The sequence below is a fragment of the Pseudomonas psychrophila genome, from assembly GCF_001043005.1.
GTDB classification, from domain to species: domain Bacteria; phylum Pseudomonadota; class Gammaproteobacteria; order Pseudomonadales; family Pseudomonadaceae; genus Aquipseudomonas; species Aquipseudomonas psychrophila.
Genome location: NZ_JYKZ01000005.1, coordinates 61,917 through 79,118 on the forward strand (window position 1 = coordinate 61,917; position 17,202 = coordinate 79,118).

At 59.0% G+C, this 17,202-nt stretch carries 13 protein-coding genes; 10 read left to right on the plus strand and 3 right to left on the minus strand.

Annotated elements, in window-relative coordinates; all coding sequences use genetic code 11:
• Positions 1-23 precede the first annotated feature (23 nt).
• The 3 genes from TU76_RS13585 (at position 24) to TU76_RS13595 (ending at position 3,483) form a co-directional block, all read left to right on the plus strand.
• The gene (locus TU76_RS13585) at positions 24-662 is read left to right on the plus strand and encodes a TRAP transporter small permease (RefSeq protein WP_048351839.1); all 639 of its coding nucleotides are present in this window, start codon (positions 24-26) and stop codon (positions 660-662) included.
• Positions 659-1,939, plus strand: coding sequence for a C4-dicarboxylate TRAP transporter large permease protein DctM (dctM, locus tag TU76_RS13590; RefSeq protein WP_048351840.1), 1,281 nt, complete (start codon positions 659-661; stop codon positions 1,937-1,939). The genes TU76_RS13585 and dctM overlap by 4 nt, the downstream gene beginning before the upstream one ends.
• Positions 1,940-2,271: 332 nt before the next feature.
• The gene (locus TU76_RS13595; protein ID WP_048351841.1) at positions 2,272-3,483 is read left to right on the plus strand and encodes a YeeE/YedE family protein; all 1,212 of its coding nucleotides are present in this window, start codon (positions 2,272-2,274) and stop codon (positions 3,481-3,483) included.
• A gap of 96 nt (positions 3,484-3,579) precedes the next feature.
• Here TU76_RS13595 and TU76_RS13600 read toward each other — a convergent pair whose 3' ends face one another.
• Both TU76_RS13600 and TU76_RS13605 read right to left on the minus strand, forming a co-directional pair.
• Positions 3,580-5,094 carry a nucleobase:cation symporter-2 family protein gene (locus tag TU76_RS13600; protein ID WP_037032450.1) on the minus strand — a complete coding sequence of 505 codons (1,515 nt, stop codon included), beginning with the start codon at positions 5,092-5,094 and terminating at the stop codon, positions 3,580-3,582.
• Positions 5,095-5,221: 127 nt separating this feature from the next.
• Positions 5,222-6,580, minus strand: a complete 1,359-nt coding sequence (locus tag TU76_RS13605) for an 8-oxoguanine deaminase (protein WP_046810592.1) — start codon at positions 6,578-6,580, stop codon at positions 5,222-5,224.
• Positions 6,581-7,014: 434 nt separating this feature from the next.
• Between TU76_RS13605 and TU76_RS13610 the strand changes: the two genes are divergently transcribed.
• Both TU76_RS13610 and TU76_RS13615 read left to right on the plus strand, forming a co-directional pair.
• Entirely contained in the window at positions 7,015-7,878 is an 864-nt protein-coding gene (locus TU76_RS13610; protein WP_019826376.1) for a sensor domain-containing diguanylate cyclase, read from the plus strand.
• Positions 7,879-8,235: 357 nt separating this feature from the next.
• A complete protein-coding gene (locus tag TU76_RS13615) occupies positions 8,236-9,558 on the plus strand; it encodes an MFS transporter (RefSeq protein ID WP_048351842.1) in 1,323 nt (440 codons plus the stop codon).
• A gap of 66 nt (positions 9,559-9,624) precedes the next feature.
• Here the strand turns inward: TU76_RS13615 and TU76_RS13620 are convergent, their stop codons facing one another.
• Positions 9,625-10,164, minus strand: a complete 540-nt coding sequence (locus TU76_RS13620) for a DUF1523 family protein (protein ID WP_019826378.1) — start codon at positions 10,162-10,164, stop codon at positions 9,625-9,627.
• Between the two features lie 261 nt (positions 10,165-10,425).
• On the opposite strand from TU76_RS13620, the gene TU76_RS13625 reads away from it, so the two are divergent.
• The 5 genes from TU76_RS13625 (at position 10,426) to TU76_RS13645 (ending at position 17,192) form a co-directional block, all read left to right on the plus strand.
• Entirely contained in the window at positions 10,426-10,935 is a 510-nt protein-coding gene (locus TU76_RS13625; protein WP_019826382.1) for a sigma-70 family RNA polymerase sigma factor, read from the plus strand.
• Positions 10,932-11,882 (plus strand): FecR domain-containing protein, encoded by a 951-nt coding sequence (locus tag TU76_RS13630; RefSeq protein WP_048351843.1) that lies wholly within the window; start codon positions 10,932-10,934, stop codon positions 11,880-11,882. Before TU76_RS13625 ends, TU76_RS13630 begins: the two co-directional genes overlap by 4 nt.
• Positions 11,883-12,863: 981 nt before the next feature.
• Positions 12,864-15,269 (plus strand): TonB-dependent receptor, encoded by a 2,406-nt coding sequence (locus TU76_RS13635; RefSeq protein WP_046810595.1) that lies wholly within the window; start codon positions 12,864-12,866, stop codon positions 15,267-15,269.
• 130 nt (positions 15,270-15,399) lie between these two features.
• Positions 15,400-16,425, plus strand: coding sequence for a GlxA family transcriptional regulator (locus TU76_RS13640; protein ID WP_048351844.1), 1,026 nt, complete (start codon positions 15,400-15,402; stop codon positions 16,423-16,425).
• Between the two features lie 92 nt (positions 16,426-16,517).
• Positions 16,518-17,192 carry an MgtC/SapB family protein gene (locus TU76_RS13645; RefSeq protein ID WP_019826389.1) on the plus strand — a complete coding sequence of 225 codons (675 nt, stop codon included), beginning with the start codon at positions 16,518-16,520 and terminating at the stop codon, positions 17,190-17,192.
• Positions 17,193-17,202: the final 10 nt, after the last annotated feature.

Below are 17,202 nucleotides of genomic sequence, written 5' to 3' on the forward strand. Positions count from 1 at the left end.
CCGCTCTATCAAGGGAGAAACCCATGCACGCAGTCGTTCGTGTCTGGAATCACGCGGAAGAAATGCTGGTGGCGTTCCTGCTTGCAGGCATGACCCTGGTCACTTTCGCGTACGTGGTGTTCAACAACCTTTATGGCGTTTTCTACTCTCTGGGGGATTCGCTGCCCTTCGCCAACGAAACCATGCTCGGTATCGGCGACAAAATTCTATACATCGCCCAGGAGATGACCTGGAGCGTAGCGCTGACCAAGGCCATGTTTGGCTGGCTGATCTTTGTGGGGCTGGCCTGGGGCGTGCGGATTGGCGCCCACATTGGCGTCGACTTGCTGGTGCGCCAGTTCAACCCTGCCAACCAGAGACGTGTGGCCATGCTTGCCGTGCTCATTTGCCTGGGCTACTGCGCCTTGATGGCGTACTCCAGTGAGCAGTGGGTGGCTACTTTGTATGGGGTCGGGACCAGTGCTGAAGACCTGGACCGTTTCGGCATTGCCCAATGGCAAATCGTAATGATCGTGCCCATCGGATTTGCTCTGATGTTCGTGCGTTTCCTGCAGATTTTCATCCGTATCGCCCAAGGCAAACAGCAGGGGCTGGGCTTGCACAGTGAAGTGGATGACGCCGTCAAACTGGCGGAAAACGACCAGTCGGGGGCCGAAAAATGACCATTGCCTTCCTTTTTGTCGCCCTGTTCGTGCTGATGTTTATCGGTATTCCGGTGGCGATTTCCCTGGGTTTGTCAGGGGCCATGACCATCCTGTTCTTCAGTAACGATTCGGTTCGTTCCCTGGCGATCAAACTGTTCGAAACCAGCGAGCACTACACGCTGCTGGCCATTCCGTTCTTTCTGTTGTCCGGCGCATTCATGACCAGCGGTGGCGTAGCCCGTCGCCTGATCGACTTCGCCAACGCCTGCGTCGGTCATATCAAGGGTGGCCTGGCCATCGCGGCGATCCTTGCCTGCATGCTGTTTGCGGCGCTGAGCGGTTCGTCGCCAGCCACAGTGGCAGCGGTCGGCTCGATCGTTATCGCCGGTATGGTGCGCTCCGGCTACAAGCAAGACTTTGCCGCCGGTATTGTGTGCAACGCGGGTACCCTGGGTATTCTGATTCCACCGTCGATCGTCATGGTGGTCTACGCCACGGCCACCGAAACCTCGGTCGGCAAGCTGTTCATGGCCGGTGTCGTGCCGGGCCTTCTGTTGGGTCTCGTGTTGATGGTCACCATCTACATCATGGCCCGCGTGAAAGACATGCCCTCGCTGCCACGGGCATCGTTCAAGGAAATCATGACCGCAGGCCGCCGGGCCGGTTGGGGCCTGATGTTGATCGTGATCATCCTCGGCGGTATCTATTCGGGCATGTTCACACCGACCGAAGCCGCTGCCGTGGCCGCAGTTTATGCTGCTTTTGTGGCCATCTTCATCTACAAGGACATGACCGTCCGTGAATGCCCGAAGGTCATTATCGAAGCGGGCAAGCTGAGCGTGGTCCTGATGTTCATCATCGCCAACGCCATGCTGTTTGCCCACGTACTGACCACCGAGCAGATCCCGCAGTCGATCACTGCCTGGGTGGTTGAGCAGGGCTTTACGCCGATTGAATTCCTGCTGGTGGTCAATATCGTGCTGCTGGTTGCAGGCACCTTTATGGAGCCGTCCGCGATCATCCTGATCCTTGCACCGATCCTGTTCCCGATCGCAATGCAGCTGGGCATCGATCCGATCCACCTGGGTATCATCATGGTGGTGAATATGGAAATCGGGCTGATCACACCGCCAACCGGGCTCAATCTGTTTGTCACCTCGGCAGTCACGGGCATGCCGCTCACACGCGTGGTACGCGCCGTATCGCCTTGGCTGCTGGTGATGCTTGCGTTCCTGGTGTTGGTGACCTACGTGCCGTTTGTTTCTCTTGCGTTGCCGAACTGGCTGGGGATGTAGTTGTAGCCGCTGAGGAGCGAAGCAGTCGTAAAGTCAGCTTCCACGGTTTATCAGGCAAACCGCGTGTACCGGTTTGCGGTCGCTACGCAACCGGACGTAGCCTCGTTCTACTCGTCAACTGCTACGGAGCGGGACGGGTGGCGAAAACCGTAGCAGCTGACGAGCCGTGCGAGGCTGCGTTCGGCTGCGAAGCAGTCGTAAAACATCATGACGCCTATCGCAGCCTTCGTTCCTCGTCAGCGACTACACGCGGTTACACAGCAATTGCCCGCCGCGCAGGTTTATACTCGCCGCCATCGCAATTAACCAACACCTGGGTACCGAGATTCCTCATGAGCAGTTCTCTTTCCATGTCACCTGTGCGCAAGTCTGTGGCACCACTGGTGGCTTTTGCCTTTCTGTTGTTTGGCGCAGTGTTCCTGCAAAACAGTGTCGGCTCGCGCCAGGTACTGTTGCTGGTAGTCGGAGCAGCACTGGGCTTGACCCTCTATCACGCTGCCTTCGGATTCACCTCGGCGTGGCGAGTGTTTATCAATGATCGGCGTGGTGCGGGTTTGCGTGCGCAAATGGTGATGCTGGCAGTGGCGGTGGTGCTGTTCTTCCCCGCGCTGGGAGCGGGCACCTTGTTTGGTCAGCCTGTGGTTGGGCTGGTGGCGCCTATCGGGATTTCGGTGGTGTTCGGCGCATTCATTTTCGGTATCGGCATGCAGCTGGGTGGCGGATGTGCCTCCGGAACTCTGTTCACAGTGGGTGGCGGCAATGCGCGCATGCTGGTCACCCTGTTTTTCTTTATCTGTGGCTCGCTGATTGCCACTCACCACGTTGACTGGTGGTTTGCGCTGCCCTCGTTTGCACCGACCTCTATCGTCAAAACCTTTGGTGTGGTTCCCGCTTTGCTATTGAGTCTGGCCGTGTTCGCGCTCATTGCCGCGGTGACGGTGCGGCTGGAAAAGGGCCGGCATGGCAAGCTGGAAGAGGGCGTTAGCAGCGAACATCAGGGCCTGCGCCGCTTCTTGCGGGGGCCGTGGCCGCTGGTATGGGGGGCAATTGGCCTGGCGTTGCTCAATTACGCCACTTTGGCCCTGGCCGGGCGGCCCTGGGGCATTACGTCGGCCTTTGCACTGTGGGGCGCCAAGGCAGCCAGCGGGTTGGGTGTCGATGTTGGCAGCTGGGCGTTCTGGCAGATGCCGGGCAATGCCAAAGCCTTGGCCGCACCGGTGTGGGAAGACATCACCAGCGTCATGAACCTGGGCATTGTGCTGGGTGCGTTACTGGCCGCAGGCCTGGCCGGGCGTTTTGCACCCAGCCTGAAAATTCCGACCCGCTCGCTGGTGGCGGCGGTGATCGGTGGTTTGTTGCTCGGTTACGGTTCGCGTCTGGCGTATGGCTGCAACATCGGCGCGTACTTCAGTGGCATCGCCTCGGGCAGCCTGCATGGCTGGGTGTGGCTCGTAGCTGCTTTTATCGGCAACAGCGTGGGCGTGCGCCTGCGGCCGTTCTTCTTTGTGGGCGAACGTCGGCAGGTAGCGCTGAGCGGCTGCTGAGAAAGCGGGCGGTACGGGCGTGCTGATCCCTTCTCAGCAACGCCCGTATTGAAGCGACAGCAAATCTTTACGCCGATTTCCTGGGTTCAAGGTTGATCAGTGTTCTTGCTCGAAGTGCTTTTTACGGGGTGGCGAGGCGTGATCATGGCTTTCGTCGGCTTCTACAATGGGTACTTCCTTGCCGTTGCAATCGAACAGCTTGCCATCGCGAAACACATCACCTTCATTGAGCCAACGGATGTCCCGGGAGCGCAGGATGCGATCGCTGGCGGCGACGAATACCGACTGTTGGTCGGAGTTGCCGGCTCGCAAATGGTTGAACAGCAGGTTGAGCAGGATGGCCATGATCGCTGCCGAGCTGATGCCGGAGTGGAAAATGGTCTCGAACCAGGTCGGAAAGTGGTGATAGAAGGATGGGGCTGCAATCGGGATCATGCCGAAACCGATCGATGTAGCCACGATGATCAGATTCATGTTGTTACGGTAGTCCACCTGGGCCAGGGTGCGGATGCCGCTGGCCGCGACGGTGCCGAACAGTACCAGGCCAGCACCACCGAGTACGGCGGTGGGCACCGCGGCGACCAGTCTTCCCATCACTGGCAGCAGCCCCAGAGTCACCAGAATCATCCCGGCGGTTGCCACCACGTAGCGGCTTTTCACGCCGGTTACGGCGACCAGACCAACGTTTTGCGCAAAGGCGCTCTGGGTGAACGAGCCAAACAGCGGCGCCAGGGCACTGGAAATCATGTCCGCCCGCAGTCCGTTGCCAAGGCGTTTTGAGTCGACTTTGGTCTCGATGATCTCTCCGACGGCGAGAATGTCTGCGGAGGTTTCGACCATGGTCACGATAATCACGATCAGCATCGACAGGATGGCCGCGATCCTGAACTCAGGCATGCCGTAGTGCAGGACCTCTGGCAGTGCGACCAGCGGGCCATTCAGCACATTGGAAAAATCAGTCATGCCAAAGGCCCATGCGACCAGCGTGCCGATGACGATTGCCAGCAGAATCGACAGGCGAGAAATGCTGGCGCTTCCCAACTTGCTGAGCAGCAGTACGGTCACAAGGGTGAATGCCGCCAGGCCTATGTTGGCCGTGCTGCCAAAGTCAGCGGCCTGGCTGTTGCCGCCCATGGCCCAGCGTGCGGTAACAGGCATAAGGGTCAACCCGATGGTGACGATGACGATGCCCGTCACCAGCGGCGGAAAGTACTTGATGATGCTCGAAAACAGCGGCGTGATCAGCAGCCCGACCAACGACGCCACAATGACCGCCCCGAACACGACTGGCAACCCGCCTGCACCGTCACTGCCGATGATGGCGACCATGGTGGCAACACCCGCGAAAGACACACCCTGAACCAGGGGCAGGCGGCAGCCGAAGAAGGGAATGCCAAGTGTCTGCAGCAAGGTGGCCAGGCCGCCGGCGAACAGGGATGCCGCGATCAGCAGGCCAACATCGGCCGAAGAAAGGCCGGCAGCCTGACCGATGATCAGGGGCACAGCAATGATGCCCCCGTACATCGTCAGCACGTGTTGTAGACCATAGGCCAGGTTGGGGCCTATACCGAGGTTTTCGTCCTCTGGACGAGATGTAGCTGAAGAAGTCATGGTGAGTAGCTCGCTTTTGTTATTTTAGATGCGTCTAACAGCACGTTCTCAGTCGCATTCGATGAGTTTTTGGGCTCTGTTGCAGCCCGTCGTTGCCCTCAGTGCAGAGCGCAACGGGGTGAACGGATTACTCGCCGCTGACCAACTGGCGGGCCAGTGTGTTGTGGCGTTCCAGCACCAGGGGCAGGTCGACGGTGGTGAGGTGGCCGTCCTTTACCACCACGCGTCCATTGATCACGCTGGTGTCAACGTGGGTGGGGGTGCAGAACACAAGGGCGGCCAGCGGATCGTGAAGGGCGCCGGCATAGGCCAGATGGCCAAGGTCGAAAGCCACGAAGTCCGCAACCATGCCGGGCGCCAGCGCGCCAATATCGTTGCGATTGAGCACTTTGGCACCGCCCAGTGTTGCGATTTCGAGTGCCTCGCGAGCGGACATTGCATCGGGGCCAAAACCAACACGCTGTAACAGCAGTGCCTGACGAACCTCTCCGATCATGCTGGCCCCATCGTTGGAAGCCGAGCCGTCGACACCCAGGCCCACCGATACACCGTGGTCACGCATCTTGCGAATCGGCGCGATCCCCGAGCCCAGGCGCATGTTCGAGCACGGGCAGTGGGCGACCCCGGTGCCCGTGCGGGCGAACAGTTCAATGCCGTGCTGGTCCAGTTGTACGCAGTGGGCGTGCCACACGTCGTGGCCGACCCAGCCCAGGTCTTCGACGTACTCGGCAGGTGTCATACCGAATTTTTCGCGGCTATAGGCGATATCGTTGACGTTCTCCGCAAGGTGGGTGTGCAGCGACACACCGTACTGACGCGCAAGTACGGCAGATTCACGCATCAGGTCGCGGCTCACCGAAAAGGGTGAGCAGGGCGCCACGACCATGCGCAGCATCGAACCATGACTGGCGTCGTGATAGCTCTCGATCAGGCGCTGGGAATCCTTGAGGATGAAGCTTTCTTTCTCCACCACTGAGTCGGGCGGCAAACCGCCCAGGCTTTGCCCAACACTCATGCTGCCGCGGGCAGCGTGAAAGCGCATGCCAATTTCAGCCGCAGCGTGGATGCTGTCGTCGAGCTTGCAGCCGTTGGGGTAGATGTAGAGATGATCACTGGATGTCGTGCAGCCAGAGAGAATCAGCTCGGCCATCGCTGTTTGGGTCGAGACGGCGATCATTTCTGGCGTAAGTCTTGCCCAGATTGGATACAAGTTGGTTAGCCAATTGAACAACTCACCGTCCTGGGCCGCTGGTACAACGCGGGTCAGGCTCTGGTACATGTGGTGGTGGGTGTTGACCAGGCCCGGGATGACTACTTTACCGGCCATGTCCAGAATCACATCGGCCTGTTGAGGCAGCGTTTCGGTAGGGCCGACTTGCGTGATCAGGTTGTCTTCAATGAACAGGCCACCGCGCCTGATCTCCCGGCGTTCTCCATCCATGGTCACCAAAAGTTCGGCGTTCTTGACCAGTAAAGTTTTGGGCATCGGGTTTCCTCTTCCGTGATGGCTCAAGCAAGCATCGGAATGCGCGCTGGGTGACATTTTTGGAGCACGCGCAATGGGTTCGAGCAGCTGTGGAGGTTGCATTTTTAGTTGACCCTCGCAATACGCACCGGCGATTACCGGGGTCGTAGGCGCGGAATTATGTAACCAGAATTATTATGGATTGTATACAAGTAAAGTTCGGTGCTGATTTACCCCGCCACGGGCGGTGGCATTGGGGCAGGAAGGGCAGGTTCTGCAGGTCAGCGTTATGCGCGGCCTCTCTTCAGGACATGACCTGCGATGACCGTTTGGCAGTTTTCGACCCAAACACGTGGCCTGTAGGTGCCAAAAGGGCCAGGTCAAGGGATTATTTGGCCATTAATTTGCCATCAAGCTATGATCAACAGGTGTGATCAACCGGACTTTTCAGCCCTATGCCCGTCGACCTTCAAGCGCTCTACCCAAAACTTATCCATCTGATGCTGGATACGGTTTTTGTGGTCGACAGGGATAACCAGATTGCATTTGTGAGTGATGCCTGCGAAGCACTGCTCGGCTACCGTGCCGAAGAGCTGACCGGAACCGCGATCACTGACTACATGCATCCCGATGATCTGGCGACCACACGGGCTTCCATCGTTAGGGTCATGAACGGTCAACCCCACGTTGATTTTCGCAACCGCTATATCCGCAAGGATGGAAGCATCGTGCATATTCTTTGGGCTGCCTTCTGGTCCGAGGATGTCGGCGCGCGTATCGGTGTTGCGCGGGATGTGACGGCCCTCAAGGAGGCCGAAGACGAATTGCGCTTCCTTGCCCACCATGATCCGCTGACCAAGTTGACCAACCGCTCGCTGTTCAATGATCGGCTGGACCTCGCCATACGCACAGCGAACCGGCGCACAAGCACGCTGGCCTTGCTGTTTGTGGACATGAACGACTTCAAGGGCATCAATGACATTTATGGGCATGCCATGGGCGATCGTGTGCTGTGCATGGTGGCTAGACGGCTGGAAAGTTGCGTGCGCGAGACGGATACGGTGGCGCGCATGGGCGGTGATGAATTCACGGTGCTGTTGACGGACATCCGCTCGCAGGACGTCGTGCTGGAGAAAGTCGCACAGATCAACGCGATCATGGCCGAGCCACTGGGTGTCGAGTTTGGTGGGATGCACATGCCGTCCTGCAGTATCGGTGTGGCCTTTTATCCTGAAGACGGGGAGGACGCCGATACGCTGCTCAGCCATGCCGATGGCGATATGTACCGGATCAAGCGGCACCGCTCTCTGGCCGGGTGAGGGTTTTCCCGGGGTTGGGATTCAGTCCTTTTCAGGCCGGATACAGCGCTGTTTGCCTTTTGCGTCATCGATAGTGTGTCTTTGGGCTCTATTCGTTGAAAAATCAGATCGCCGTGTCTTCAACTTGCACGTGTCTGCGGCTAACATGCGCGCCCTGGTTTTGCATGCCCGGTCAGTTGCAGGGTGTGCGTCCAGCATGCCTTGAACCTTGCCTGTAACTCGCCCGCCATGACGGTGGCGTCGAGCGAAGCTCAATCGCACATACCTGTTTTTTATCCCGGCCCGGTCTTTGCCCGTGCAGGGTTGCACCTGCTTGTCGCGGGCTTTTCCATTGATCAATGAGGTCGTGAGTCAATTATGTCTGTCCAACTGCTGGCGATGGCGCTGGCACCTTTACTTGGGCTGTTTATCATCAGTATCGGCAACGGCATGCTTTCGTCGTTGACGACGTTGCGACTCGACACATTGGGCGAGTCAGCCACCATGGTCGGTGTCGTCTCTTCTGCGTATTTCATCGGGCTGACGCTGGGCTCGATCTTCAATGATCGTCTGATTGTGCGGATCGGGCATATCCGCGCCTACAGCTGCTTCGCTGCCCTGATCGCCACCACGATTCTGTTCCAGGGGATGACTTCAGATCCCTGGACCTGGTTCGTGTTGCGCCTGATCACGGGCTGGGCCAGTGTCGGCGTGTTTCTCGTGGTGGAAAGCTGGTTGTTGATGGCCGCCGACCCCAAGATCCGTGGACGCCTGTTGGCCCTTTATATGATTGCCCTATACGGCGCTGGCCTGCTGGGGCAGGTCAACCTGGGCGTCATCGCGCAAACCGGTGACACCATTCCCTTCATGATTGCGGCCATCCTGGCGTCGCTGTCCCTGTTGCCCATTGTGATGATTCCTCGTGCGACGCCCATTGTGGAGCGGGCCGAACCGCTAATGCCACTGCAGTTGCTGCGTGCAACGCCGACCGGGGTCATCGGCTGTTTTGGCTCGGGCATCGCTATTGCTGCGGTGTACGCGCTGCTTCCGCTGTATTTGCAACGAATCGGCATGGACGTGACTGAAGTCGGACACATGATGGCCTGTGTGATTCTCGGCGCCATGCTGTTGCAATACCCGGTCGGACGCTGGTCGGACCATCAGGACAGGCATCTGGTGCTGATCGTGTTGGGCGCTGCCTGCGCGGTGTTGTCGCTGATCATCCTGTTCCTGCCGCCGGGGTCGCCCTTACTGGTCGTGGCGTTTTTCCTGCTGGGAGGCGGTATTTTCGCGATTTATCCGGTCGCAGTCAGTCACGCAGCGGATCGGGCATCGTCGGGGGCGATAGTGCGCATGATCCAGGGCCTGTTGCTGATCAACTCGCTAGGGTCTGCCATCAGCCCGCTGGTGATTTCACCGTTAATGACCCGGGTCGGCGAAGGCGGGTTGTTCTGGGCGTTGGCAGCGCTCAATGTGTGCCTGGTGCTGCTGTTTATGTGGCGGCGCGGCAAGCGTTCGGAGCCGGTCACAGCAGCGCCATTCACCGCTGCGGCACAAATGTCAGCGGTGGGGGTCGAGATGCGCGTCACTGAAGACCTCGCCCAGGCCGTGTTCGACCACGAACGGGATATCGACGTTGTGGTGCAGGAAGAAGATGCATCGCACGGTCAAGACGAGCAGAGGGTGCAGCGTCAGGCTTAAGCATTATCGCGATGCACGAGCGTTGCGATGATGGCAGAGAAATGCGCCCCGGGAGGGGCGCATTGATCAGCTCACTGGCATTTGCGGGCGTCGTTTGACGCGGCGTTTTACAAACACGGCAATAAAAAGCACCACCAGTGCCAACACGCTGAAGAACACCGTGTTAAACCAGGGGAAGGGTTCATCGCGGGTTTTGGTGGCTTCGATCGCGGTGATGTTCGGGAACACCGACAGGATCTTGATGCGCCATCCGTAATATCGAATAAGTGCCAGCTGCTCGGCATCTCGGGAGTATCCCTGGGCCTTGGCCTGGATGTCTGCAGAGTCGAACTTGAAATACCATGGGAAGGACCAGCCGGTGTCCTCGTTGCGATACACCATGACTTCCTTGGTGATCGGGTCTTCGGTGTTGATGAAGTACACATCACGGGTCGGGCCGTCGGCCGGATTTTCAGCGTTGATAACGCCGTTGTGATCAACCCGTTTGACTTCAACCCCGGTGACCATCACCACATCGTGTTGAGGCAGAAAGTAAAATAGCCCAAGCGCTACAGCGCCGACTGCAAGCAGTATCGCGCCCAGAATGATGCCCTTGAGCCACTTCATGCAAAAACCCCGTACATATCGATAATTCCTGATTGCTGTTGATTGAACCAATGGCGGAGCTTATCGCAGCCTATCCAGGGGACTACAAGTTCCGAGTGAGCTGCCTACATGATTTGTAGCAGTTTAGTTCTTCATCTACACCCCCAGGCCCTGTTGGATCGACTAAAGGACTGAGGTAGAAGAAAAAGAACTTGGTATCAAGATAAAACACAAATTAGAATCACTCTCATTTGCCATATCCTGCACACAGGGCCTCTTGAGATGATTGAAGCAGCGACACCGAAAGAGCAGACCCTGCATGCGCTGTATCGCGATCATCGCAGCTGGCTGGAAAACTGGTTGCGCCAGCGCATGGGCAACGCCTGGGATGCGGCAGACCTGAGCCAGGACACCTTTGTTCGCGTCCTTGCCAGCGCCCAGCCACTGGCTGATTTGCGTGAACCTCGAGCCTATTTGCTGACGGTCGGCAAGCGTCTGCTGAGCAATTTCTATACTCGGCGCAGCCTGGAACAGGCCTATCTGGATGCGCTGGCACAGCTGCCCGAAGACAGTGTGCCGTCCCCCGAGCAACGTTGGCTGCTGCTCGAGACCTTGCAGGCCCTGGACGAGTTGCTTGATGGGTTACCGGCAGTGGTGCGCCGGGCGTTCCTCTGGAGCCAGCTCGAAGGGCTGGGGTACAGGGAGATTGCCGAACGCCTGAAGGTCTCTGAACGTACGGTCAAGCGTTACATGGCCCAGGCATACGAACACTGCTTGTTGGTGGACGCTTGAAACAGGCCGATCCTTCAACCGAAGTCAGAAACGTTGCCCGCGCTGCTGCCCACTGGCTGGCGCTGATGGAGTCCGGCACGGCCACTGACCGAGATCGCGCGCATCTGCAACAGTGGCGCGACAGCGCCGGTGCTCATGAGTCCGCCTGGCAGAAAGTGCAATTACTTCGCCAGCGCTTCCACAAGCTGCCTTCTGCGTTGGCAATGGCCACCCTTGACCGTCCAGATCCGGGACGGCGTGCACTCCTGAAGCAGGCACTGTGTGTGGGCGCCGTGGTGCCGACAGCCTGGTTGCTGACACGCCAGTTGCCCCTGGATGCATGGCGCGCCGATCTGCACACCGCCACGGGGGAACATACCGATGTGCCGTTGGCCGACGGCAGCACACTGCAACTCAATACGGCCAGCGCTGTGAATGTCGACATGCAAGCCCGGTTGCTGACGTTGGTACGGGGCGAGATGGCGCTCAAGGCAAGGGGCGTTGCACCCTTCACCATTGACGCCCGCTACGGGCGCATCACCCTGAGTCACAGTGACGTCTGCGTGCGTCTCAATGCAGGGGATTGTCAGGTTTCGGTGGTCAGCGGCACGGTGCAGGTACAGCCGGTACAGGGTGCTGCGCTGTTGTTGCGTGAGGGCCAACAGGTCAGCTTGGGCGTGACGGGAGCAGGGGCCATTGGCCCGTTCGATCCGTTGCAGCCTGGTTGGCGGGAGCGGGTGCTGATGGCGCAGAACCAGCCCTTGGGGGATTTTTTGCGTGAGCTGAGCCGCTATCGCGCAGGCTGGCTGCGCTGGGAACCCGGGCTTGAAACCCTGCGGGTCACTGGCAGTTTTCAGTTGGACAATACCGACCGCATCCTGTCGCTGCTGGCCGCTACCTTGCCGGTACAGGTGCAAACACGCACACGCTATTGGGTCACGCTGGTACCCCGAAATAACCAGGCGTGAACCCTCTAAAACCTCTAGATACTCTGTTGTAGGTCAAGCCCTATTGTGGGAGCGAGCCTGCTCGCGAACAGGCTCGCTCCCACAGTTGCCGTTTTCCTGCGCCAGCGTCTTGTATGTTGGCGCTAAAACGTTTTGCGCAAGGTTCTGTGGCGTCTGCGATGGATTTTGCTTTTGCTTTTGCTTGTGCTTTTGCTGGAGCCACACGAATGTCCAGACGACGCGAATGCCCATCACAGAAGGCCGAACGCAGGTGCTGTTATGGGGGTGGCGCGGCAGGACGCCGCGCCAGCCGCGATGGGCCATGGATGGCCCGTCGCGGCGAGCCCCCATGACAGTGCCGGAGTGAGGGAACCACCGAGCCTGGGCGAGGCGGCCGTATGGTAGGGCAAGCCTTTTTGGTTACTTTTTCGGCGTTTGGAAAAAGTGACCCGCCGTAAGGGCGGAACCCGTAGTAGGTCGTGACATATCGAATGGATATGTACTCGGCATCGCTGCGGGCGCATCGCAAAACAACGGGCACACGGGGTACATATCCGGCATTCGCGGTTAACTGAAATGATGGTTTCGCTCTTACAGCGAGGCACTTTTGTCAAACAGCCACAAAAGTACCCAAAAAGGCCTTGCCCCAGCGTACGGCCCTCGCTGCGCTCAGGTGTCCCTCACTCCGGTCCCGCTCCGTGGGCACGCCGTGACGGGCCATCCATGGCCCAACACGGCTCTCCCGGCATCCATGCCGGTCGACCCACTACGCAGAACCTCCTCTCAGCCTCCCGAAGGGCAGGTAGATCAAAAACCAGTGCAAAAACAAGATCAACGGCCCGCCGAGGCGGCCTACAGGCCGACCTTTTTAGCGGAGCACATTGCTCTGAACAGGTCGGCTGGCAACAGAGTATCTACAGATTTTGTGCAACGCTCGCTGTCCCTTTTTTTCATCTCGCCTGTCATTCAAGGCAAGTGAATAAAATACGAGAGCTTTGCCCCATGCCAGCAGTATCGTCCTTGCGCCTGCGCCCGCTGTTTCGATTAGGTCTTGTGTTGACCCTCAGTTCCAGTCCGTTGTTCATCACCTCCAGTTGGGCCGACAGCTCCGAGCGCCGTACCTACGAGGTACCCGCGGGCACGTTGGGCGCAGCGCTGACCCGCTTCGCCGGTTTGGCCGGGGTTAACCTGTCGGTGGATCCGGCGCTGGTCAGCGGTCACAGCAGTAGCGGCCTGTCCGGTGCGTTTGCAGTCGAAGAAGGCTTCTCCCGGCTACTGCAGGGCTCTGGCCTGCAATTACTGTCCGCAGGCGATAAGGCCTATACCCTGATTCCCCTGGCGCAAGGCAGCGACAGCCTGCAACTGCCCAGTACTTCGATTCTCGGTGCAGACGGTATGGAGGGCGGTGCCGTGTTCGCTGGCGGTCAGGTCGCGCGCAGGGGTTCCCAGGGGATGCTCGGTTCGCGGGACTTCATGGAAACCCCGTTCAGCATGACCACCTACACCAGCGAGGCGGTCAAGAACCTGCAGGCGCGCACCCTGGGTGATCTGATAGGCAGCGACCCTTCGGTACGTGCCACCAACCCGGCGGGCGGGCGCTATGAGCAATTCACCATTCGCGGCTTCAGCCTGTTCAACAGTGACGTGTCCTATAACGGCCTCTACGGCATTTTGCCGACGTATACCATCGACATGGAAATGGCCGATCGCGTCGACATCCTTAAAGGGCCGAGCCAATTGATCAATGGCATCTCGCCCCGTGGCAGCGTGGGCGGTGGCATCAATGTGGTGCCCAAGCGCGCCACGGATCAGCCGATCACCGAGTTTACCGGCAGCTATGCCTCCAACAGTCAGGTGGGCGGTGCGGTGGATATTGGCCGTCGGTTCGGCGACGAAGACCAGTTCGGGGTGCGCTTCAACGGTGTAAAACAGTCCGGCGATACCGAGTGGGACCATCAGAGCGTCGATCGCGAGATGGCCGTACTGGGTCTGGATTTTCGCGGCGAGCGTCTGCGCGTGTCGACGGATATGGGCCGCACCGAACGCATCACCGACGCCCCTCAGGAGCGGGTGCAGGTGGGTCCAAAAGCCAAGGTTCCGGACGCCAGCGATGTTCGCCACAACTACGCAGAGCCCTGGAGCCGGGCCCATACCAAGGATACGTTTGGCGCGGTGAACGCAGAGTATGACGTCAACGATTCGGTCATGGTCTACGGCGCCGTCGGCGCGCGCAAAAGCAACCACGACTTCCTGCGCCATGCCGTTTCGGTGACCAACGATGCCGGTGACTTCAAGGTGCAGCCGCGAGCGTTTACCCGTGATGAAAACGTGCGCACCGCGATGGCCGGTGTGCGCAACTGGTTCCATACCGGACCTGTGAGTCATGAGGTCAATCTGGCCGCCAGCTACTTTTATATGGACTTTACCAATGGCGGCGCCCGTTACGCGGAGGCCAACAGCAACCTCTATCACCCCGTTGAAACGCCAAAACCCGGCACACCGACCCGGCTTGACCCCGAGGTCTACACCGAAAGCCGTTATAGCGGCGTAGCGTTGTCCGACACCCTGGGCTTCTTTGATGATCGCCTGCTCCTGACCGTTGGTGCTCGCTGGCAGCGGGTCAAGGTCGATGACTGGAGCAATGACGTCAAAGGCACCACCGGTTATGACGAAGAGAAAATCTCGCCTTCGGGAGGCATTCTGTTCAAGGCCACCGAACAGCTCTCGCTGTACGCCAACTACATGGAAGGTTTGAGCCAGGGCAAGATTGCGCCGTCGACAGCGTCCAACAATGACGAGATTTTCCCGCCGTTCATCAGCCGTCAAATTGAAGCCGGGGCCAAGTACGACATGGGCCCGTTCGCGATCACCGCAAGCGTGTTCCGGATCCGGCAGCCGGCCTACGAAACCAACGCCATCAGCCGGGTGTTCGGCCCCAACGGCAAGCGACAAAACCTGGGTGCCGAAGTGAGCGTATTCGGTGAGCCGCTCCAGGGGCTTCGCCTGCTGGGTGGCGTGATGTACATCGACAGCAAACTGACCGATACCCTGGGCGGCAACTTTGACGGCAACCGTGCGCCTGCCACACCCAAGTACAACGTCAACCTGGGCACCGAGTGGGATGTGCCGGGCGTACAAGGGCTGACCCTTACCGGGCGCGGCATCTACACCAGCTCGCAGTATCTGGACCAGGCCAACACCAAGGAAATCGATGCCTGGGAACGCTTCGACGTGGGGGCGCGTTACGCATTCAAGGTCGAGCAAAAGGACGTGACCTTGCGGGCCAGTGTCGAGAACGTGCTGGGCAAACGGTACTGGAGTTCGGCGGGCGCCTCGGATGACAGCGAGCCGGGGCTGACCCTCTCGACGCCACGAACCTACCTGTTGAGTGCCACTGTGGGGTTCTGATCTTCAACGTGCTTGAACCGGGGCCTGGCGATGGGGGAGGGACAGTTGCCGACACGCCCCGGTCGTCTCTCTCCAGCAGGAGCTTTTTGGCCTGCCGGGGGGTAGCATTGGGCCTTATCACTGCATAAAAATGGATCTGGCCTTGATCGAGCGACGTCAATTCAGCACCGGCATGAAGGGTAAAAACCTTCGTTATCTCAAGGACAGCCACGCCGAGGCAGGCCCGGTGGTTCGCACGGGCTTTGTGCTGCTTGAACACTTCTCGCTGCCTGCATTTACCCAGGCGCTGGACACCCTCATCACCGCCAACCTGCTGCGTGCCGGTTTGTTTTCATCGCGCACCTATGGCCTGAGCGAAGGCGAGGTCGTCAGCGATCTGGGCCTGGTGATTCGTCCCGATGCCCGCATTGACCCCACCCTGCTCGACGAACTGGACCTGCTGGTTATTTGCGGTGGCTACAGAACCGAACTCAAGATCAGTGACGAACTGGTCAGCCTGCTCAGGGCTGCTTCCAGTGCAGGGATCACCCTCGGCGGGTTATGGAACGGCGCCTGGTTTTTGGCCAGTGCCGGGCTGCTGGACGGCTACCGTTGTGCTATCCACCCCGAACATCGCCCCGCACTGGCCGAAGTGGCCAAGGCCGCACAGGTCACCAGCGAGCCCTTCGTCATTGATCGTGACCGGCTGACGGCCTCCAGCCCTGCCGGGGCCTTCCAGATGGCGTTGGGCTGGATCAAGGGCTTGCATGACAAGGCGTTGGTCGAAGGTATCGAGGATATTCTGGCGTTTGAAGAATCCCGGTATCGGCGCATCAAGCCGGAGCAAAACATCTGCGTGAGCGCCCCGCTGCGTGAAGTGGTCATGCTGATGGACGCCAACCTTGAAGAACCCCTGGAGCTGGAACAACTGGCGGTCTATGTGGGCCGATCCCGTCGTCAGCTGGAGCGTCTGTTCAAGGAACAGTTGGGCACCACGCCACAACGGTATTACCTCGAACTGCGCATTACCGAAGCGCGGCGCTTGCTGCAGCACACCGAACTGTCACAGGTGGAGGTGCTGGTGGCCTGCGGATTTGTGTCGCCGAGCCATTTCAGCAAGTGCTACAGCGCCTATTTCGGCTACCGGCCCTCCAAGGAAATCCGTCTGGTCAAATAGCGCTGGCGCATGGCTGTGCGGCGCACGGCTGAACCTTGACTATGCTGTTGGCAATTACTGCGCTGGCAGATGATCTGGCTTGAGGGACTGGAATGATTTCAGAATGGGAAATGATTGCGCGCCTGCTGTTGGCCGCAGTGTTGGGTAGCATGATTGGATTGCAACGAGAACATCAATTTTGGACCGCGGGTTTGCGCACCCACATGCTGGTGGCGACCGGGGCATGCCTGTTCATGATCGTATCCGCCTTTGGTTTTCAGCAGGCGCTGACCCAGCAGGGCACGCAACTCGATCCTTCGCGGATCGCCGCGCAGATCGTTACCGGTATCGGCTTTCTCGGTGCAGGCTCGATCATGATGCGCGGTGAAGTGATCAAGGGGCTGACCACGGCCGCGAGCCTGTGGGCGGTGGCGGCCATTGGCATGACCATCGGTGGCGGGCTGTATCTATTGGGCGTGGCGGCTACCGTTCTGATTCTGCTGATCCTGATTACCATCGGGCCGATTGAGCACAGGTATCGCGATTACATAAAAGTGCATGTCATCAAGCTGGTGGCGCCAATTGGCGTATTGAATCGCCAGACCCTTGAGGACTTTCTCGGCAAAGACGCAGGTCGCCTCAAACAGGTGGTTGTTGAGCAAGGCCCGGACATGGGCACCGAGAGCATCACCGTGGAGTTCAGAAAAACCAGCCGGGTGGAAACCGCAGAACTGTTGAAGCGGATTCTGACGATTCCCGAAGTCCGTGAGGAACCACCTCCCCACTGACAACCTTTTC